This is a genomic window from Nostoc sp. DedQUE05, assembly GCF_034530955.1.
Classification (GTDB): Bacteria; Cyanobacteriota; Cyanobacteriia; order Cyanobacteriales; family Nostocaceae; genus Nostoc.
Genome location: NZ_JAVRCB010000010.1, coordinates 162,711 through 183,978 on the forward strand (window position 1 = coordinate 162,711; position 21,268 = coordinate 183,978).

Genomic DNA, 21,268 nt, shown 5'->3' on the forward strand with positions numbered 1-21,268 from the left:
TTGTCAAGACGTGATATTGAGTTCATTCACTTATGGTTACTCACAGCGTCACCTCACCTCGGTTTTGTCTAAACCCAAAACCGTCCCTCCTCTTACCACGGCTACGGTGTACACACAAGTCAAATTACCCCCCTCAATCCCCCCTTGTAAAGGGGGGAAGCCGGAAATCGAATTCCCTCTTAAAGGGGCTGGAGAATTGTCGCCCACTAACTAACCTTGCAAAGAAGAGAAGCCGGAAATCCAGTTCCCTCCCCTTTACAAGGGGAGGGTTAGGGTGGGGTAAAACATATGTGCAACAAGCGTTTAAGCTGAAGTTGACACCAATGGTCAGTGCCCTGCCCCTACGGGTGTACTCAACATCTAGGGAGAACTAGCTGTGGACAAGTTAATCATCTTAAAGTTAGGGGAGGGAAACTTTGAACAAGGGTTTACCGTGACTCTACAGATTGGCGATGAAAATGTCCGCCCGACTGTGGAAATCACAGGTGAGCTTCCCCCCAACCCAGAGATTCTCCGCGATTATCATCGTTGGCAATCTATTTATCGTAATTTAAGGCTGCCATCTCGTCCGATTGGTTTAGCTAAAGAACTTACCCAAGCCCCTAGCCTCGAATACTGCCAGCAGGTGAGTGAGGAATTTAAAGTAAGTTTTAACGCTTGGCTTGCTTCCGATTCCTTTCGTTCCATCCGCGAGAAATTGTTAGAAAAACTCATGCTTGCGGATAATATTCGGATGCTTTTACAAACCAAAGACCTGCGATTACAGAAATTCCCCTGGCATCTTTGGGATTTGCTAGAACGCTATCCCCAAGCGGAAATCGCCTTGAGCGCTCCCGCCTACGAACAAGTCAACCTTAACCGCATAGCAACTACATCCGACAAAGTAAAAATCTTAGCGATTTTGGGTAACAGTCAAGGTATTGATACCAAAGCAGACCAAGCGCTACTTAATTTGTTACCCAATACAGATATCACTTTTTTAGTTGAACCACAATGCCTTGACCTTACCGATCAGTTATGGGAGCAGAATTGGCAGATTCTATTTTTCGCCGGACATAGTTCCACTCAGGAAACGAATCAAACCGGAAAAATCTATATCAATCAAACTGAAAGTCTCACAATTAGCCAGTTAAAGTATGCCTTGAAAAAGGCAGTAGAACGAGGTCTAAAACTAGCGATTTTCAATTCTTGTGATGGCTTGGGATTGGCCTGGGAGTTTGCAGATTTACATATTCCCCAAATTATCGTGATGCGAGAGCCTGTACCCGATCGCGTCGCGCAACAGTTTTTAAAGTATTTTTTAGAAGCCTTTGCGCGGGGAGGCTCGTTGTATTTAGCCGTCAGGGAAGCACGAGAAAGGTTACAGGGACTAGAAAACCAATTTCCCTGTGCGACATGGTTGCCTGTCATTTTTCAAAATCCGGCTGAGATGCCGTTGAATTGGGGGGAATTGTTTAGAAATACACCCAATCTTCCTGCATCATTGTCTCAAACTACGCCTGTTAAAGGAACCACAAATCGGCTTGGCTTTTCATTAATATTACTGACGAGCATGGTAGTAACCGTAATATTAATCGGGATCAGGTATTTGGGCGTGCTGCAAACATTAGAGTTAAGTGCATTTGACCAACTGGTACGCTTGCGCCCTCCTGAAAAACCAGACTCACGCCTGCTGATTGTCACTGTAACTGAAGAAGATGTCCAGGCGCAAAAACCGGAAAAACCTCAAGGTTCGTTGTCAGACAAATCACTTGCCAAACTGTTAGAAAAATTAGAGGCATATGAAGCGCAAGTTATTGGTTTGGATATATACCGAGATTATCCAGTGGATAAAGATTATCCAGCATTGGCAGCAAGGATGCGAAAAAGCGATCGCTTTGTCGGGGTATGTCAACTCAGCGATTCTCAAGCCGGAAAACCAGGTGTAAAACCACCCCCAGAAGTTTCTTCACATAATCTCGGTTTTAGCGATATTGCCATCGATTCAGATAATGTTGTGCGTCGCCAGTTGTTAGCGTTAACTCCTGCGCCCTCATCTCCTTGTACTGCGCCCTATGCCTTGAACGTTCAACTGGCGCTGCGTTACCTGTATACGAAAGGAATTCGGTTGCAATTTACCCCTGATGGCGCATGGCAATTAGGGAAGGTGACATTTAAACCAATAGAAGCTCATACCGGAGGTTATCAAGGAGTTGATGCTTTTGGACACCAAATTTTATTAAATTATCGTTCTTCTCCTTCACCAGAAGCGATTGCACCAAGTATGACCTTACAACAAGTGTTAAGAGGTAAGCTAAATGCCAATGCAGTCAAAGGCAAAATAGTCATTATTGGCACAACAGCAGAAACTTTTGGTGATTACTGGTTAACTCCCTACATCACTCCTCAAGGAAAATTACAGGCAATACCAGGAGTATTTTTACAAGCCCAGATGGTCAGTCAACTGCTCAGTGCTGCTTTGGACGGAAAACCTCTGTTGTGGACTTGGCCGCTTTGGGGTGAGGTAATTTGGGTTTGGGGTTGGTCTTTTTTAGGCGGTTTATTTACTGCTTATCTGCACCGATTCATTTACTTAAGCTTGGCAGGAGGAATAGCCATTATTAGTTTATACGTTAGTTGCTTTATATTTTTAATTGTATATAGTTGTTGGGTTCCGCTAATTCCTGCTATGTTGGCTTTAGTAGTTAATAGTTTAATAGCTACAACTTACTTAAATATTAAATTTAAAAATTAATATTTAACAAGTCAGAATTCAGGAGTCAGAATTCAGATGAAAAGCTATTGGCAAAAAATGCAATTAATCGCGGCAGTGGGAATGACTTTGTGGGGAATTATCGGCTATTCTCCAATGATTTGGATGACACCAGTTGCGGCGGCTACTCCTAAGAAATTTTCGCCTCCTCCGCCTCCTCCAGACAGGGGTGCAGCAGGCGATCGCGGAGGGGCTGCAAGTCGCGGTTGTGGCGTTGGGAATCAGTCTGTAGTTGGACTTGTACCTATATATAAAGAGACAGTCAATCAAGGAAAAACAGAAGCTGTTTCTGTTACTAAAGTTTGGGGCTTGACGAATGAGGAATATCCAACTTTTTGGTTTTTTGTCCCCTATCAAAAGTCTCTAATTGATTCCATTGAATTTGTTGTCAAAGATGAGTCAGGTAAATCAAGTCAAACTCTTTACCGAACAATAGTAACAATACCAGAAACACCAGGAATTGTTAGCATTCGCTTAAACGCAAATGCTTCTCCATTGCAAGTAGACAAGATGTATCACTGGTTTTTCAAAATAAAAGTCATTTGCAATCCACAACAACCTCCAGAACGAGAGTATGTGGAAGGATGGGTGCAACGAGTCAATCCAAATCCTCAATTAGTAGATAGCTTGAAGCAAGCAACTCCTCAGCAACGGGTAAACCTTTATGCCGAAAATGGTATTTGGTTCGATGCCTTAACTACTTTAGCTGAATTACGTCTTAGCAAACCTGAAGATCCAACTCTAGCGGTGGAGTGGATGAATTTGCTTCAATCCGTAGATTTAGAGAATTTAGCTAAACAACCTTTGATAAAATGTTGCCAAGCTAATGCAAAGTAGCACAGCAGAGCAATAGACCTTTTGCAAAAGTCGTCAGGCAAATTCGGTTTGAGCGATCGCTCATGAACAGCTTTTGTCACACTCCAAAAGGGCAACCTCTAGAAACTTCAATAAATGAATAGAATTTGTCAAAGCCAGTTACCAACTAAAACATAAGGTGCCCAGTAGCCAGGACGACTGTAATTGGGATAATCTTTTAACAACTTTATTTGGGCACGACGCAAGGCTTCAGCCTTTGTCACCTCATTTTTAACTAACTCACGATAAAATTCCCCAATTAAAATAGCAGTAGATTTATCGCTGATATGCCATAGTGAAGCCAAGGTACTACGGGCGCCAGCTTTCACGGATGCTCCTGCTAGCCCTAGCGTGGCGCGATTGTCACCAGTAGCAGTTTGGCAAGCACTTAACACCAGCATTTCCAAGGCTTCTGAGCGAGTTCGATCTCGCCGGCGCAACAAGCTATCAAATTGCGTAACATTGATCGGCCCATCGTTTGCAAGTATAAAAGTATTCTCAACATTGGAACTAAATTGACCGTGGGTTGCCAGATGTAACACATTAAATGGCACAGTATTTACCTTACTCTCTAGGTTTTTGCTGTTGAAGTCTCGATCTAGTAACTGGGTGGTAGAGGCGATCGCTTGGGAAATAGAGTCGAATTCTGATTTAATTTCTGGTAGCGGTGGAAATTGCTGTTTAAAGCCTTGTGGTGGTTGCATTAACCCGGCAGCTAGTACATTGAGTTTTGTTTGTGTCAAGGGTTTGAGTGCGAGTAACTGGAGTCCTAAGCTGAGTGCTACAGCATATTTTTCTACCAAATATTGCTGACCGTCATACAATATAGCCATTGGCACATTTCGCAATATGCCATCCAGTACAAATACAAGGGTTTTGACGCCACTATCTTTTAAATCTGACTCAATTTCTTTGATTAACCAGCCATAGACTTCCTGCGATAACGCTTGCACTTCTTCATTGCGATCGGGTTCTAATAAATACTCTCTGAGTTGTTTTATAGTACCTTCTACCTCATTCTGGGGCTTATTTACTGTATAATTACGCAGTGGTTGTTTAGGAATTTTGACAATCACTTGGAGTCGATCGGGCAAAATAATTGGATAAACGATCGCGGCTGTGGGATTATCTTTATCTACCACTGTGTCAAGCAAAACAGTTTTGGCATTAATGCAAGCTTCCCGGAAAAAGTCGTCTAATTCCGCTAGTTGCAGTGCTTCAATCCTCTGTCTAGCTTTGTCTAGGATTGGTTCGCTCGGATGAGTTTGCTGAAACTGCAACAATAATTCTACGGACTCTCGATATACAGGTTCTACACTTTCTTTAAAGGAAAACTGGACATCTCGATTCACAACTACTAAGTCACTACGGAGAGTCTGCAACTCACCGATCGCAGTATCATAGCTGGCAATAGCGCCCTCAATCTCTCCCTGCTGTTTTAACAAGCGCCCTAACTGCCAATGCCAACGATAAGCGATATCTGGGGCATTAATTGTTTGGGCGATGTTCAGTGCTTGTTGGGTGAGGTTCTGGGCAATTGACCATTGCTTAGTTTGTTCGTATACACTACCTAGAGTCCCAAGGGCAAAGCTCTCGGCTCGTTTATCTGCTAAATTTTCAGCTTGTTGCAAGGCTCTGGCGCAGATTTGAGCGATCGCTTCGGGTGTAGTTCCGAATTTCATCAAGCTTTGAGCTAGATTAATCTGCGCATAAATAGTTGTCACAGAAGCAGGTAGTTGTGCCAGCTGAGTTTGGATTTGCGGCAATAATGTCTGCACGGCGGCTGTTTGTCCCGCGTTCACTAGTAAATTCAACTGATTAACTTGAGCCTGAACTTTGCTAATCGGGTGAGGAGCGATCGCAGCAGCTTGCTGATAAAACTGTATTGCACCCTTAAAATCTTGCTGTACTTGTGCCGTGTTGCCTAAACTAAATAAAGCCGCGCTGACATCCTGGGGAGAATCCAATTTTTGGGCAATTGACAAACTTTGCTGTAATATCTGACGAGATTGATTCAAATCTCCTGCTAATTGCAGAGCATTCCCAAAAGACCGTAATTCTACTGCTTTACTAACTGAATTAGGTTTTGATTGTAACTCCTGCTGCAATTGAGTCAAGATCGTCAAAGCCCGACGGTAAAATCCCAAAACTTGCCATGCTTGTGCTTGATTGATGCGATCGCGGATAATGCCATTGCGATCGCCTAATTGCTTATAGCTAACTTCCGCACGTTGCCAGGTGTTGAGTGCCTGTTCAGCTTGTCCTAAGTCTAGTTGAATACTACCTTGAATATCTAGAATTGGAGCCAAAACCTGAAGATTTTGGGAATTAGAGGATTTTTCGAGCAACTTCAAGCTATCTGTAATTGCCTGTTGCGCTGGTGGTAAATTACCCAGTTTTTGATATGCCAACGCCAAATTACTTAATGCTACAGCTTGTTGCAATTCATTGCCTTGGCTGCCAAAACTTTTAACTGCTTGTTGCAAAACTTTAACCGCTTCTGCAAATTGTCCTGCCTCATACAGCACTTTACCCTGTTGCAGCAAGTCTTGTGTTTGTGCAGTCGGATTTTGGATTGAGACTCCAAGAGGTGCGATATTTTGTGTTTCTATAGTTGCAGCAACGGGAAAAGCAGTAACGCACAAAAAAGCTGTCACCACAACCAAGAGGATGAAAACAGGCAAGTTATAGTTTTTAAAGAAACGAATGAACCATCTGTTGCATCCGTTATATATCTGTTGCCACTGATTATTTTTATAACTCTTGAGTTTCATCGTAATTCCTCTCCCGATTCTTGGAGTAACGAATTATTGACTACAGGACATGGCAGAAGGAATAGAAGAACTTTGCCCAGACTGAGCCACAAGCATAATATCACCGTTACCATCAACTATCCATCTTTGAGCCTCCACAATCAGATCGCTAGATTTGGTCATAGTTGCAGTAGATAAATTATCCGCGATCGCTGTTGCTTGTGCGGGCAAATCTACCCAACCAGTAATCACTGCTCGTCCCTGCAACGGTTCGTTAGGACTTTGGGGTAATCCACCGCGTCCGGTGGCGATAAAACGACTGGCGTTTTGTCCTCTTTTAGGAGTGCAGCTTTGGGCGATTTGTTGGGATGCATCCACGAGGTTAGAGGGTAGTTGAATTAAGCCGCGACTGGGGTCAGTATCTGGACTGTTGATAGTTACTTCCCCACTCACTCCCAATTCTGAACTTGCTGTAATGTCGCTATTTTCGGTTGGGCTTTTTTGCGAGAGAATACCGAAAATACCGTTAGTTGTAATGTCAACTCTACCACCAATTCCTGTAAAGGCGTTAGCGCTGATATCGCTATTTTCTTTAGGAACTGCAACGATAAATCTTGAATTGATTTTGATGTTACCGCCATTGCCACCTAATTTTTCTGTACCTGCGTTGGTGGAGATTTGACTATTGCGGCGGAGTAAGAGTAAGTCGCTGTTGACGTTGATGTTACCACCGTTACCGGATGCAGATTCGGCATTGAGTTTACCTTGGTTATCTAAGGCAATTTTGGGTGAGTTGATTTCAATGTCGCCTGTGATTCCTGAACCTGTAGAACTGACAAATAAGCCACTGTTATCGCCGATATTTACTATGTTGTCAGGAAAGTTAGTAATGCGATCGCTGTAACTAGGGTCAATATTATTAATTATTAGCCGATCGTCAGCGTTGACAGTAATTTTACCTGCACGCCCATTGCTTGAAGTAGTGGTGGTGAGTTGTCCGCCGTTGAGTGCTTCAAAAATATTTGCATTTACCGTAATATCGCCACCCTTTTGATTATTTCTAGTGCGTGCATCCAGTAACGCACCGTCGGAGATGCGAAATATATTGCTGTTTACGGTGATATCGCCACCAATGCCAGTGGAACTAGAATCAGTAAATGTAAATAAAGCACTAGAAAATCTCCTCTCTTGACTAGTCCCATAAACATTTATGGCATCTTTTGCATTGATGCGAATATTCCCTGCATTCCCCACTCCTGAAGTTGAGGCAGAAAGTCGAGCGCCATCACTTAGAGAGAAGTCACCAGCATCGATGGTAATGCTACCGCCATTCCCATCCGTCCCCGTTTCCACATTGCTAAGAATCGCACTGGTAAAACCGTTTTTCTTCCCAGCAATATCAACAGCACCTGTTACCAAAATATTGACATTGCCTGCATTCCCCTGTCCTGCTGGTTGGGTAGCAGATGCACCACGAGTAACGGTTTGCAGTTGAGCGCCATCAGTAAGTGACAGTGTTGTAGCATTGATGTTGATATTGCCTCCTTTACCTACGCCTCCTGCTGACACGGTGCTGAAAATGTAAGCGTTACCTGCAAGGTCAACAGCATTTTTTGCACTTACTGTCACATTCCCTGCATTCCCCACTCCTGAAGTTGAGGCAGAAAGTCGAGCGCCATCACTTAGAGAGAAGTCACCAGCATCGATGGTAATGCTACCGCCATTCCCATCCGTCCCCGTTTCCACATTGCTAAGAATCGCACTGGTAAAACCGTTTTTCTTCCCAGCAATATCAACAGCACCTGTTACCAAAATATTGACATTGCCTGCATTCCCCTGTCCTGCTGGTTGGGTAGCAGATGCACCACGAGTAACGGTTTGCAGTTGAGCGCCATCAGTAAGTGACAGTGTTGTAGCATTGATGTTGATATTGCCTCCTTTACCTACGCCTCCTGCTGACACGGTGCTGAAAATGTAAGCGTTACCTGCAAGGTCAACAGCATTTTTTGCACTTACTGTCACATTCCCTGCATTCCCCACTCCTGAAGTTGAGGCAGAAAGTCGAGCGCCATCACTTAGAGAGAAGTCACCAGCATCGATGGTAATGCTACCGCCATTCCCATCCGTCCCCGTTTCCACATTGCTAAGAATCGCACTGGTAAAACCGTTTTTCTTCCCAGCAATATCAACAGCACCTGTTACCAAAATATTGACATTGCCTGCATTCCCCTGTCCTGCTGGTTGGGTAGCAGATGCACCACGAGTAACGGTTTGCAGTTGAGCGCCATCAGTAAGTGACAGTGTTGTAGCATTGATGTTGATATTGCCTCCTTTACCTACGCCTCCTGCTGACACGGTGCTGAAAATGTAAGCGTTACCTGCAAGGTCAACAGCATTTTTTGCACTTACTGTCACATTCCCTGCATTCCCCACTCCTGAAGTTGAGGCAGAAAGTCGAGCGCCATCACTTAGAGAGAAGTCACCAGCATCGATGGTAATGCTACCGCCATTCCCATCCGTCCCCGTTTCCACATTGCTAAGAATCGCACTGGTAAAACCGTTTTTCTTCCCAGCAATATCAACAGCACCTGTTACCAAAATATTGACATTGCCTGCATTCCCCTGTCCTGCTGGTTGGGTAGCAGATGCACCACGAGTAACGGTTTGCAGTTGAGCGCCATCAGTGAGTGACAGTGTTGTAGCATTGATGTTGATATTGCCTCCTTTACCCACGCCTCCTGCTTCTACAGTGCTGAAAATGTAAGCGTTACCTGCAAGGTCAACAGCATTTTTTGCACTCACTGTCACATTCCCCGCATTCCCCACTCCATAAGTTGAGGCAATAAGTTGAGCGCCATCACTTAGAGAAAAGTCACCAGAATCGATGGTAATGCTACCGCTATTGCCTTTTGATCCCAAACGTACTAAATTGCGAATTCTGCTCTCAGAACCTGCAATTTTGATTTCCCCAGTAGTATTTAGCGTAATATCTCCAGCAACGGTTTCAGGTGTCCCCAAACCTTCAGCAATACCAGCAGATAGCCTACTTCCTTCCAAAATCTCTAAATTATGGGCATTGATAGCAATATCACCCCCACCAGCACTTTGGACAGATATAGCTGCTTCATTGGTAAGCGATACCGAAGCACGAGTCACATTCTCAGGAAATTTCAAGCTGAGATTATCGCCATTAAAAAGAAGATTGACATTTCCAACTGCTGCTAACCCCCCTAATTCAACTCTCCCACCATAAGCATTTAACTGGCCGCCATCCATACTGACATTACCACCCACTAGCAGCAAACTTTTACCATCTCCTACTCGTAAACCAGATGCATTAAAACCTGCGGGATCTATTCCTGCTGGTGCAATTGACCTGTTTTCAATTCTGCCAGCCTGAAGTTGATTGAATAGCAAAGCTGAAGGATTAACTGTTAGTAATGCAGAAGGAGTCTGAGGATTTGTTGCACTAAATTCCAACCCATTGCCAAACACAAAAGAATTCGCCGTACTTGCCACAAACGAACCCGCTACATCTAGTCGTGCATTGTTCCCAAATAAAATGCCATTGGGATTAATCAAAAATAAATTTGCACCACCATCCACCCCCAAAGTACCAAGAATATTCGAGATATTACTTCCTGTCACCCGTGTGAGAATATTGGAGATTCCCGTGGGATTGGCAAAATAAACACGCTGCAATTCACCCACATTGAATTCCTGAAAACTATGGAAGAGGTTTGCACCGCGAATTGCTCCACCATCAATCCGGTCAGCAGCACTACCTTTGATATTTACATTGCCAGTGATTCTTGAAGAGTTATTACCCAATGTTCCATCAGGGGTAATCTGGGCTAAGGCGTGATTTTCACAAGGAAATATGCCATGAGCAAGCACTCCAATAATACTAATAGCTTCTAATAAATCTGAGTGCCAATTCCTATTTTTACAGGTTGTCATATCAGAACTAGCCTCGCTTGCTCATTTATTACCTGTGAATATGCAATTTTCTTACACCACGGCTTCGAGCCACATATTCAAGGGTTTTTTGTTAGCCGTCCCGATCAATTTTTCTACAATTAATTTCAGCAGATATTTTAACTAGATCGGAGTAAAGTTTTTAAAACTTAAAGTTAGGTAATGCATCTGATTGTTTCGATCGCTCTTGAGTTTCATCGTAATTCCTCCCGCGACTCTTGGAGTAACGAATTATTGACTACAGGACATGGCAGAGGGAATAGAAGAACTTTGCCCAGATTGAGCCACAAGCATAATATCACCGTTCCCATCAACAATCCATCCTTGAGCCTCGACAATTGAATTGCTAGATTTGGTGATAGTTGCAGTAGATAAATTATCCGCGATCGCTGTTGCTTGTGGTGGCATATCTACCCAACCAGTAATCACTGCTCGTCCTCGCAACGGTTCATTAGGACTTTGGGGTAATCCACCGCGTCCTGTAGCGATAAAACGACTGGCGTTTTGTCCTCTTTTAGGAGTGCAACCTTGGGCAATTTGTTGGGATGCATCCACGAGGTTAGAGGGTAGTTGAATTAAGCCGCGACTGGGGTCAGTATCTGGACTGTTGATAATTACTTCCCCACTCACTCCCAATTTTGAACTTGCTGTAATGTCGCTATTTTCAGTTGGGCTTTTTTGCGAGAGAATACCGAAAATACCGTTTGTTGTAATGTCAACTCTACCACCAGTTCCTGTAAAGGCGTTAGCGCTGATATCGCTATTTTCTTTAAGAACGGCGACAATGAAAGGGCTATTAATGGTGATGTTACCGCCATCGCCACCGAATTCGCTACTGCCAGCAGTGGTAGAAATTTGACTATGATTGCGTAGTAATAATAAGTCTTGCAACTTCAAGGTAATATTACCACCATTCCCCGATCTGGTTATGGCGGCGATCGCTCCTTGATTATCCAGGCTCAAAGAACGAGCTTGGATGTCAAGGTTGCCTGCCGTCCCCGCGCCGGTACTACTGACAGTGACTTCACCTCCATCCCGGACACTCATCTGCTCAGTTTCAACCTTTAAACTTCCCCCACTACCAGTACCTTCTGGCGTCACCGCAGCGCTGATTTGGCTGTTAAAGTTACCATTTGCTGATTTGCCAACGACTTCTACAGATTTCGACGCATGAATTCGTAATTTACCTGCATTGCCCACTCCAGCAGTTCCAACCGATACTACTGCACCACCTCTCACACTCAAGCGATCGGTTTCAATTGTTAAATCGCCACCGTTGCCTCTGGGTGGAATCACTGTTTCGTCTGCGTCTACTTCAACACCTGCATTGATACCTGTAGCATAGAGGTTATCAATAAGTGTATCAAATACTTCTACTTCCGAAGCCCGAATTGTGAGATTCCCAGCGTCGCCTTGACCAAAAGTAGCGACTTGCACTTTACCTCCATTACTGACACTCAAGCGTTTTGTCTCAATGGTCAAGTTGCCACCGCGACCCTCACCTCTAGGGTTTACCTGAGCAAATAAGCCAGCAGGATTTTCAAGATTAGATGTAAATGATTTGATTTTTCCGCTAATTTCCACTGACTCGGCAGCGTGAATAGTCAAATTTCCGGCAAACCCTTTACGATAAACACTGCTTCCCACTTGACTATCAATGATATTCATAGTGACAGTTTCAATGTTTATATTGCCAGCATTCCCTTGTCCAAAAGTACTGGCAGATAGTTGTCCTTGTCGGACAATCAACTGATTCGTATTAATTGCCAAATCTCCTGCTGTTCCTGTACTCGATGTTTGAGTTAACAAACTGCTGGGAAAGGGAAATAAACTATTACTATTAGTAGCAGATCCTATCAGTTTAACTGATTGGGAGGCATTGACTGTCAAGCTTCCTCCAGCCCCACTACTGCTAGTTCGAGCTGAAATCGCTGCTCCATCTTGGATTAATAACTGATTGGTGTTAATCGTAATCTTTCCTGCGGGCCCTATGTCATAGGCGTTAGAACTTATTCTGCTCGGATACCATCTATTAGGAAACTGTGGCAGAATAGCAGTACCGACTAGCTGCACTAATTCGGCATTTACTGTTATACTCCCTCCAACCCCTTTACCTTCGCTATCGGTTATAATTCCGGCTCCATTTTGGATGAATAACTGTCTAGTGTTAATCGTGATGTCTCCGGCGTCTCCTACTCCATTAGATGCAGCAAACATACCAGTAGAGCCTAAATTGGGATTATCTGGAATACCGATTATTTGCACTGATTCTGAGGCATTCACAGTCAAATTTCCTGCCACACCTGCATTCGTTGTACTAGATGAAATCTTTCCTCCTGCTAAGATTTGTAACTGTCTGGTGTTAATTGTCAGGTCTCCTGCATCTCCTGTCCCAGAATTTTCAGCAAATAAACCACTGCGAATTCCAGTAGGTGATTCTCCAACGACTTGCACTGATTCGGAAGCATTTACACTCAATCCTTTTCCAGGTAATGCTCCTAAAGTGCTGGCTTCAATCTTGGAACCTCCACTAACTGTAACTCCTTTACCCCACACCTGAATAGCGCCACCACCTTCGCCACTGGTACTGACTAAGGCTTGATTACTAAGTGAGATATCGGCTTTAGCTAGATTATCAGGAACAACCAAACTTAAATTATTACCATCCACATTCAGTCCGACTGTCCCCTCACCTGCAACTCCTGCCAATTCCACTCGCCCACCCGGAGCATTCAATTGACCTTCGTTGATGGCAATTTCTCCACCAACTAATAGCAGACTTCGAGCATCTGGTACTCGTAGACCCAAGATATTATCTCCTGCTGGTGCAATTGACCTGTTTTCAATTCTGCCAGCCTGAAGTTGATTGAATAGCAAAGCTGAAGGATTAACTGTTAGTAATGCAGAAGGAGTCTGAGGATTTGTTGCACTAAATTCCAACCCATTGCCAAACACAAAAGAATTCGCCGTACTTGCCACAAACGAACCCGCTACATCTAGTCGTGCATTGTTCCCAAATAAAATGCCATTGGGATTAATCAAAAATAAATTTGCACCACCATCCACCCCCAAAGTACCAAGAATATTCGAGATATTACTTCCTGTCACCCGTGTGAGAATATTGGAGATTCCCGTGGGATTGGCAAAATAAACACGCTGCAATTCACCCACATTGAATTCCTGAAAACTATGGAAGAGGTTTGCACCGCGAATTGCTCCACCATCAATCCGGTCAGCAGCACTACCTTTGATATTTACATTGCCAGTGATTCTTGAAGAGTTATTACCCAATGTTCCATCAGGGGTAATCTGGGCTAAGGCGTGATTTTCACAAGGAAATATGCCATGAGCAAGCACTCCAATAATACTAATAGCTTCTAATAAATCTGAGTGCCAATTCCTATTTTTACAGGTTGTCATATCAGAATCAGCCTCGCTTGCTCATTTATTACCTGTGAATATGCAATCAATTTTTTGAGAAATTTATCTATAATTAATTTCATTTCAGCAGATATTTTGACTAGATGAGAGTAAAATTTTAAAAAATTAAAATTAATTAATAGACATTTAGTGAAATTAAATATGCGTTATCCAGAACCCTTGTAAGCAGTTTAAAGAAAAAATAGCACTATAGATGAATTGCTTTACCACTAGCAATAACCAGGATTTTAAATCCATTGAGTATCAAAAGAGTCTTGTCCAGTACCATAAATTAAATCGCCATACTCCTGCCAATGAGTTAGTTCCTGCTGCGAAAGTTGGGGTAAGTGCAGCACAGAAAGATTTTCCAGTAATTGCTGCCTATTTTTTGGGGCTGTAAGTGCCAGACACACTGCCCGATGGCTTAGTGCCATTCGGTAACAGTCTGCTGCTAGTGGTGGTTTTTGTTGCCAGTTGGGATGCCCCTTAAGTAATGACCCCCAACGAGTACAGGTAAACGCTACTACTGGGATACCTGCCTTTGAAGCGCTGGGAAGAACATCTTCTTCAGCTTTTCGATGTGCCATATTATAACGGAGCATCAGCACATCAATGTGACGTGCTTCAATTAATTGTTTGGCAATAGGTAGGTTGTGAGTTGTGACTCCTACATAACGCACGAGTTTTTGATCTTTCCAAGAATGCAGTTCGTCAAGTACCGCTTGAAGTTGACCTATGTCATCAGCAGGGGAAACATATTCAGCAAAAAATACATCCACTTGCGCGATATTTAAACGATGGCGCACGCAGTCCAAGTAATTGCGTAAAGATTCTATATTCCGATTTTCACTACCTGTTGCTATCAAGGTCTGCTCACGCTTTACTACCAACAGAGATTTCAAGCCATCCAAGAAGTTTTCCGATTCCAAATTGTAAAAGAAAAAGTAATTGATCCCCGCTTCAAATGCCAATGAAACAGTTGCAGCATCTATCGATTGCCCTGCTAAACCAAGAATGCTTGCTGGCTGTCTGTGTATAGTTACTAACTCCACGTCAACGCTCCAATTCTCACTTTTACTCTATTACACCTTCATGATGTTAGTGAAAACTCAATGAATCTTAATTTTTAATCATCTTCTGCAATGATTGATAAAAATTGGTTAACTTATGAAAAAAGGAAGTCAGGAGGATTGAATTAGGAGCTACAAGTTGGAAACCACGCAATCATGTCACGGGTAAGTATATAGCAATTCCTAGTTACGTGAGGTACAGAAATAATGTTTTTAAACGCAGAGGAGCGCAGAGTCAAACGCAAAGGTACGCAGAGGCTTACCTAATTTTATTAGTGATTTACTCAGTACCTTAGCAGGTCGGGAAACGCTATAATAAAATATAAAATTATTACTGTCGAATCTTATTTCACAATGATATAAGCTAGTATTCTCACGCCAGAATGTATATTTCAACCAAATAAAGTAATTGAGCTTTAAAACGCTTTAATTCATGCAGAACTCTAGTTAATATCGTCACATTCGTCAAGCGTCAACAGAATGGCTCCATGTTAATTTAAGATTTTTTGTGTGCAATGAAAAAGCCTGGATTTATTGAGCGTCATCACCTGTGGACAGAAATTCAAAAAGAAGCATCTAAAAAGCTTGAGGCTGTTATCAAAGAACGGGATCTATTGTTGATTCGTACCGCTTGGTCAGACCAGCATGGGATTGTTCGCAGCAAATCGCTCTTACCACAGACATTTTTCAGCGCCTTAGAAAACGCTATGCAAATCAGCACAGGCACATTCCTGTTTGATACTGGTGATGCAATAGTATTTAACCCGTTTGTTCCTGGCGGTAGTTTAGATATGCCTTTGATGACAGGTGCGCTAAATCTTGTGGCTGTTCCTGTCCCTGATACCTTCAAAATTCTGCCTTGGGCAAAACGTACTGGTTTTATTCTCTGTAACGAGTACTTTCAAAATGGTCAGGTAATGCCCTTTTCCAGTCGCGGTATTTTGCGCCAATCATTGGTAGAGTTACATCAAAGGGGATTGGAGTATATTGTCGGCTTAGAAGTTGAGTGGTATTTGGCAAAGTTAGAAGATCCAATGTTAGCGATCGCTAATGTTGGTACTTCTGGAAAACCTGGTGAACCTGCTAAAGTTAGCGCTGTAGAGAATAGTTTCCAATATCTTTTAGAATCCCACAATCCAGAGATTCACGACTTACTGCGCGTTTTAGCAGAAAACTTAGTTGAAATGGGATTACCTTTAAGGAGTGTACAAAATGAAGGAGGTGTCGGTCAATTTGAATTTACAATCGCTCTTTGCAGTCCGTCGGCGATCGCCCACCAGAAGACTATTTAAAACAGGTGACTAACTGGGAGCAAAGAGAATATTTTGAATTATTTTGAAGTCAATAATTCCTAGAAATATCGCGCTTTTAAGGATGATTATTAAGATATTTAAGTGAATCTTTTGATAATTACCTGCCCCACCATCCCCAGTTCCCAGTCCCCAGTCCCTTGCTATACTGTTTCACAATTGCGCCCCGTTCATACTTGCTGTAAGAAAAATTATTATATTTTTAACTTTATACAAGCAATGATTATACAAAAGTAAATATTTGTTAAAGGATAAATTAATACTTATTTTGGTAAGTCAAACTTCGCCAATTTCCGAGGTTGAGTTGATGTATAAACTCTTTTTTTGGCAAAGGTATTAGTATGTAATATGTCATATAATACAGGAGATATTTAAGTTCAGTTGTTATAGGAGAAAGATTGTGTCTGAAAACAAACCAGAAAAGTTGAATTCACAAGCAGTACCATTCTTCGCTCGATTCTTGGAAGGGCAAAGCCTTGAAGACCTTTCTGATGAAGACTCAAAAGCGATTATCGGTGGTAAATGTAATAATGCCACAAACAAGAATAAGGATGAACTTGTAACAACTCTGAAGTTTCCATCCGATCAAGAAGATGGCGCAGTAACTAAGAAGTACCCTTCTGATAGTGATGAATACGCTGTTACTCAGAAGTATCCTTCAGATGGCGATGATGACAGTTCGCCGTCTAAACCTGTATAGCTGCATACTTTTGATTACACCAGAGATGCGGTTTTAAAACTATTGTCAGTATAAAAATACAGTTAGTGCCAACTTCGTCTAGGGGTTGGCTTCTCATTAAAATTAAGTTCACTTTTTTAAAATTTTGCTTTCTCAAGAGTTAACAATAGTGAAAATGCAAAAACTAATAAAAATATTTTATGCACCTCGATCGTGATGTAGTTTTATTAATCACCCATAGTGGTGATTATTTTACAATAGATAAAGTTGCAGAAGCGGTATCAAAGCTAGGCGCACAGCCATTTCGTTTTGATACTGATAAGTTTCCGATCGCACTCCAACTCCAGGCTAATTTAAGTAACTCTGGTAGCAATCATTCACTGATATATAACGATCGCTCCCTCAACACCGAGCAAGTGCAAGCAGTATGGATGCGGCGTATTTGGCAACCCGATCTCGGTCAAGAATTGGCTCCACAATTTCAAGCAGCCTGTTCTAATGAATCACTCGCAGTCTTAGATGGCTTTTGGGACAGCCTGAGAGATGCTAAGTGGGTGGATGATTTACACCGGATAAGTGCAGCCGAAAACAAGTTACGCCAACTGCGGGTTGCATCGGAAGTAGGTCTTGTTATACCTCGGACTCTTGTCACCAACAATCCTCAAGAAGCACGAGAATTTTTCCACCAAGTTAAGGGAAAAATGATTGTCAAGCTGCTTAGACCTCTTTCTTCTGGGATGCAAGCCTCTTCTTTTTTCATGTATACCAGCGCCGTTAAAGAAGAAGACTTACTTGATGCTGAAACACTGCGCTATTGTCCAGTTATGTTTCAAGAACAAATCCCTAAACAGCAAGAACTACGAGCAGTATATGTGAATGGCAATCTGTTTGTCGGGGCGCTAGATGCGTCTGAATATGCAGCATCTACCCAGGATTGGCGACGCGAGACAAAAAAGATTCTTACCTGGCAACCACATCAATTACCCGATCGACTAATTCGTTGTTTGGATGCCTTTATGGCTAAGTTTGGGCTGATTTTTGGAGCATTTGATTTAATTAAAACGCCATCAGGAGAATATGTTTTTTTAGAAATTAATCCTACAGGAGAGTGGGGAATGCTGGAGAGAGATTTGGACTATCCAATTGCTTTTGCGATCGCATCTGCACTACTTTCAACAAGTCCGAAGTAAAATGCTCTTACTTAAAAATTCCAAACTAACTGATAACCCAATACGCTTGGGTTAAGGCTGAATGGAACTAAGTTAAAATATAGCCCCTGCCCTGACTGGTTAAGAGCCTCCAGGCTGGGAATCCATCCTGGGAGGCTCCGCCTCCAGTGGCTTGACCAGAGGCAGAGCCTCTGGCAATACATTCCCAGTCTTCAGACTGGGAACGAGGCGAATTTATTTATGGGGATTATTAATTTTGAATTTTGAATGCGTGAATTTTGAATTCGGAGCGAAGCGACGTGACTATTTTAATCATTACTCACAGCCAAGATAACGAAAGTATTCCTTTAGTTATTCAGGCAATTGAAGCCCAAGGAAAGAAAGCATTTCGTTTTGACACAGACCGATTTCCCACAGAAATGCAGTTAGATATTTACTATGGTAGTAGTCAGCGAGTGATTTTGAGTGTCGATGACCAGACATTAGATTTAAATGAAGTGTCAGCAGTTTGGTATCGGCGCATTGCAATTGGGTCAAAAATTCCCAACTCGATGGACAGGCAACTTAGAGAAGCCTCACTGAAAGAATCTCGCGTCAGCATTGAGGGAATGATTGCTAGTATCAGGGGGTTTCATCTTGACCCTCTGCCAAATATTCGCCGAGCCGAAAATAAGCAACTGCAATTACAAATAGCAAGAGATATCGGTCTAGATACGCCTCGCACTCTGACTACAAATAATCCAATAGCAGTAAAGCAATTTGCCCAAGAGTGTCAGCAGGGAATGATTACCAAAATGCTCTCTTCCTTCGCTATTTATGATGAACAAGGGCGAGAAAAAGTTGTATTTACAAATCCAATTTCCTCAGAGGATCTAGACAACCTTGATGGTTTACGTTTCTGCCCAATGACATTTCAAGAAAAGATTCCCAAGGCATTGGAATTGCGGACAATTATTGTCGGTAAACGCGTGCTAACGGCTGCGGTTGATTCTCAAGCTTTGGATAAGGCACGTTACGACTGGCGCAAACAGGGAATCGCCTTACTCGACGCTTGGGAGTCATACACTTTGCCCGAAGATGTCGAAGAGAAATTGCTCAAACTCATGGCAGAATTTGGTTTAAATTATGGGGCGCTTGATATTATTTTGACTCCTGATGGTCGTCATGTATTCTTGGAAGTTAACCCAGTTGGCGAGTTCTTCTGGCTGGAACGCTGTCCTGGTTTACCGATTTCCCAGGCGATCGCTGAGGTTTTAAATAATTCAGTTAGTTGATTACAAATTCTCTTTATAGGATGTCTGAAAAGTTCTTTTATATACATCTAATCCTTGGAGATCCCCCTAAATCCCCCTTAAAAAGGGGGACTTTAAGACTCTTATTCCCCCCTTTTTTAAGGCTACGGTGTACACACAAGTGTTGGTGCAGTGTATCTATCCCGCCTCGGAATAAATTCCGAGTCTCATAACCAAAGTCCTCTAAAAGAGGACTAAACTAAATTTCTTGTTTAGTCCTCTTTTAGAGGACTTTAGCTTATCAGCCCGGAACTAAAGTTCCGGGCGGGATATTTGCTCAGTGTGAGACTTTCACTTGAACAGAAATATTGGGTGGGTAGGATTTTTAGAGATGTGTGTACACCGTAGCTTTTTTAAGGGGGTTAGGGGGGATCGATAAATATTTGATACTTCTCAGACATCCTCTTTAGCTGGCGTTGCGATACCGCGTTTAACTAGACTCGCTTCAAGTTCCTGAATAAATTTTAAGTCTTCCTCCAATAAAGGTTGGCTTTCGCTAGAAGAAAGATTTTTTTCCAGAAAAGCAAATGCTTGCCGAAATTGACGCGGATTTGCTTTAATTAGCGATTCAAAGTGACAGGAAATAATCTGCTGAAAATCCCAACTTGCAACTGTATCAGCCCATTTGAGGACTTGTTTTGGTGCTTGAGGAAAAATGAGGATTTGCAAAATCGGTGCGACAAATGGTCGTCCCTGGCCTCGTAGAGCGTCGAATGCCTGCTTCCAGGTTGCTTGCCAGCGAAAAGGAAATAAACCAAAGTACGTTTTTAGCGATCGCTCTGGTGCTTTGAGAGCATCACGAAACATCTGTCCGATTGAAGCAACTTCCAAAGCACTTGGACGGAAGTAAAGCGCAAACAGTGAAATGCGTTGCCATCCTTTGCGACGGTTGTCTTCATTGTCCTCGATTGTCTCCGAGGCATTGTCCCTGGCATGAAACAGTAAGGGATAAGGATCTAATTGGAGGATTTCTGGTGGGTCAACTGGCACAGAAAGTATAGAATCAGTTACAAGCAGAGTACGCGATCGCTTGTGAAACAATGCAACTTCTGCAAAAGATCCTCGTCCCAAGTCGATGTCTAATATTGCATAGTCAAACTCCAGAGCAAAGGGAGCAAGGCTTGAGTCCTCTGGGAGTTCTTGAGTTCGTTTTTGGGGAAAACCTAGCCAACTAAGCGGCAGATTGAACGGGAAACTCCACTGGTGCGGGGCAACAAACACTTGTGCTTGAGGAAAGCGACGAGCAAAGGGGCCAACGAAGACTTTATGCTCCAGACCAGAACTGGTTGGCAGTAAGATATACTTAACTTCACCATGCTTTGCTACCAACTCATTAACCAAGCGGACACACTCAGTTGTGGGAGCAACGGGTGCATAAACCAGAAGTCCTCCGCCAAAAAGCTTGACGACAGTCATACGAATCGGCACGATGGTGTAGAGAATGCCGTGAAGCTGATCGAATGTCCAAATAGTGTCCTGAACTATTTCCTGACGAATTGTCCGCCGCCTGCCATAGGGGTAGAGTGGGACAGCAGCCCAGAATGGCCATGACCAATCCTTGGGGTTGTTCAAAGGAGACATCCCTCGATCTCGTACTTCAACTCTCGACTGAGATCCAAGTGAATTCATCGTCGTTTTATTGTCCTGGCGCGGGCCAGTTGTGAGAGTGCTGTAGTGGCTACAAGATTGGTATAGCACGCTTGTCGAGCGAGAGCAACTGGCTAGAATCTCCACACAACACTTGTCGGTAATTGAACTATTTTACTGGTATTTAACTGCTTAACTGTTCATCTCATCGTCAGCCTTACCCTGAGAACTCCGATGTTCTAAACTGGAACTACATTGTTAGCGATCGCCGATCGCACAAATCACGTTTAAGGATGGAGCATTTTGGGATTTATATCAAGTCCGGGTAATTCATTGTACCCTTCCCACTCTTCGGACTACAGTTTACACACAAGTCGAATTACCCCCCTTAATCCCCCCTTAT

Annotated in this window: 11 protein-coding genes; 6 read left to right on the forward strand and 5 right to left on the reverse strand. The window is 42.9% G+C overall.

Annotated elements, in window-relative coordinates; translation table 11 throughout:
• Positions 1–376 precede the first annotated feature (376 nt).
• Together RMZ42_RS09790 and RMZ42_RS09795 are read left to right on the forward strand one after the other, a co-directional pair.
• Positions 377–2,734 carry a CHASE2 domain-containing protein gene (locus RMZ42_RS09790; protein ID WP_322671234.1) on the forward strand — a complete coding sequence of 786 codons (2,358 nt, stop codon included), beginning with the start codon at positions 377–379 and terminating at the stop codon, positions 2,732–2,734.
• A gap of 36 nt (positions 2,735–2,770) precedes the next feature.
• The gene (locus RMZ42_RS09795) at positions 2,771–3,589 is read left to right on the forward strand and encodes a DUF928 domain-containing protein (protein ID WP_322671235.1); all 819 of its coding nucleotides are present in this window, start codon (positions 2,771–2,773) and stop codon (positions 3,587–3,589) included.
• 128 nt (positions 3,590–3,717) lie between these two features.
• Here RMZ42_RS09795 and RMZ42_RS09800 read toward each other — a convergent pair whose 3' ends face one another.
• From RMZ42_RS09800 to RMZ42_RS09815, 4 genes are all read right to left on the reverse strand, one after another.
• Positions 3,718–6,381 carry a CHAT domain-containing protein gene (locus tag RMZ42_RS09800; protein ID WP_322671236.1) on the reverse strand — a complete coding sequence of 888 codons (2,664 nt, stop codon included), beginning with the start codon at positions 6,379–6,381 and terminating at the stop codon, positions 3,718–3,720.
• 33 nt (positions 6,382–6,414) lie between these two features.
• Positions 6,415–10,320 (reverse strand): filamentous hemagglutinin N-terminal domain-containing protein, encoded by a 3,906-nt coding sequence (locus tag RMZ42_RS09805; RefSeq protein ID WP_322671237.1) that lies wholly within the window; start codon positions 10,318–10,320, stop codon positions 6,415–6,417.
• 249 nt (positions 10,321–10,569) lie between these two features.
• Positions 10,570–13,758, reverse strand: coding sequence for an S-layer family protein (locus RMZ42_RS09810; protein ID WP_322671238.1), 3,189 nt, complete (start codon positions 13,756–13,758; stop codon positions 10,570–10,572).
• Positions 13,759–14,006: 248 nt separating this feature from the next.
• Complete coding sequence (locus RMZ42_RS09815) at positions 14,007–14,810, reverse strand: aldo/keto reductase (protein ID WP_322671239.1); 804 nt, start codon at positions 14,808–14,810, stop codon at positions 14,007–14,009.
• 533 nt (positions 14,811–15,343) lie between these two features.
• On the opposite strand from RMZ42_RS09815, the gene RMZ42_RS09820 reads away from it, so the two are divergent.
• The 4 genes from RMZ42_RS09820 to RMZ42_RS09835 all read left to right on the forward strand — a co-directional run bounded on the left by RMZ42_RS09820 (position 15,344) and on the right by RMZ42_RS09835 (position 19,260).
• Complete coding sequence (locus RMZ42_RS09820) at positions 15,344–16,120, forward strand: hypothetical protein (protein WP_322671240.1); 777 nt, start codon at positions 15,344–15,346, stop codon at positions 16,118–16,120.
• A gap of 418 nt (positions 16,121–16,538) precedes the next feature.
• Positions 16,539–16,838 (forward strand): microviridin/marinostatin family tricyclic proteinase inhibitor, encoded by a 300-nt coding sequence (locus RMZ42_RS09825; RefSeq protein ID WP_322671241.1) that lies wholly within the window; start codon positions 16,539–16,541, stop codon positions 16,836–16,838.
• 179 nt (positions 16,839–17,017) lie between these two features.
• Complete coding sequence (locus RMZ42_RS09830; RefSeq protein ID WP_322671242.1) at positions 17,018–18,007, forward strand: MvdC family ATP-grasp ribosomal peptide maturase; 990 nt, start codon at positions 17,018–17,020, stop codon at positions 18,005–18,007.
• A 278-nt stretch (positions 18,008–18,285) separates the two neighbouring features.
• On the forward strand, positions 18,286–19,260 hold the full coding sequence (locus tag RMZ42_RS09835; RefSeq protein ID WP_322671243.1) for an MvdD family ATP-grasp ribosomal peptide maturase: 975 nt from the start codon (positions 18,286–18,288) through the stop codon (positions 19,258–19,260).
• A 411-nt stretch (positions 19,261–19,671) separates the two neighbouring features.
• Here RMZ42_RS09835 and RMZ42_RS09840 read toward each other — a convergent pair whose 3' ends face one another.
• Positions 19,672–20,859 (reverse strand): DUF4336 domain-containing protein, encoded by a 1,188-nt coding sequence (locus tag RMZ42_RS09840; RefSeq protein WP_322671255.1) that lies wholly within the window; start codon positions 20,857–20,859, stop codon positions 19,672–19,674.
• Between the last annotated feature and the right edge of the window lie 409 nt (positions 20,860–21,268).

Excerpts from the sequence above, each read along its gene's own strand:
- RMZ42_RS09795 (WP_322671235.1), top strand. The coding sequence starts at position 2,771 with ATGAAAAGCTATTGGCAAAAAATGCAATTAATCGCGGCAGTGGGAATG.
- RMZ42_RS09800 (WP_322671236.1), bottom strand. The coding sequence starts at position 6,381 with ATGAAACTCAAGAGTTATAAAAATAATCAGTGGCAACAGATATATAAC.
- RMZ42_RS09805 (WP_322671237.1), bottom strand. The coding sequence starts at position 10,320 with ATGACAACCTGTAAAAATAGGAATTGGCACTCAGATTTATTAGAAGCT.
- RMZ42_RS09810 (WP_322671238.1), bottom strand. The coding sequence starts at position 13,758 with ATGACAACCTGTAAAAATAGGAATTGGCACTCAGATTTATTAGAAGCT.
- RMZ42_RS09820 (WP_322671240.1), top strand. The coding sequence starts at position 15,344 with ATGAAAAAGCCTGGATTTATTGAGCGTCATCACCTGTGGACAGAAATT.
- RMZ42_RS09830 (WP_322671242.1), top strand. The coding sequence starts at position 17,018 with ATGCACCTCGATCGTGATGTAGTTTTATTAATCACCCATAGTGGTGAT.
- RMZ42_RS09840 (WP_322671255.1), bottom strand. The coding sequence starts at position 20,859 with ATGTCTCCTTTGAACAACCCCAAGGATTGGTCATGGCCATTCTGGGCT.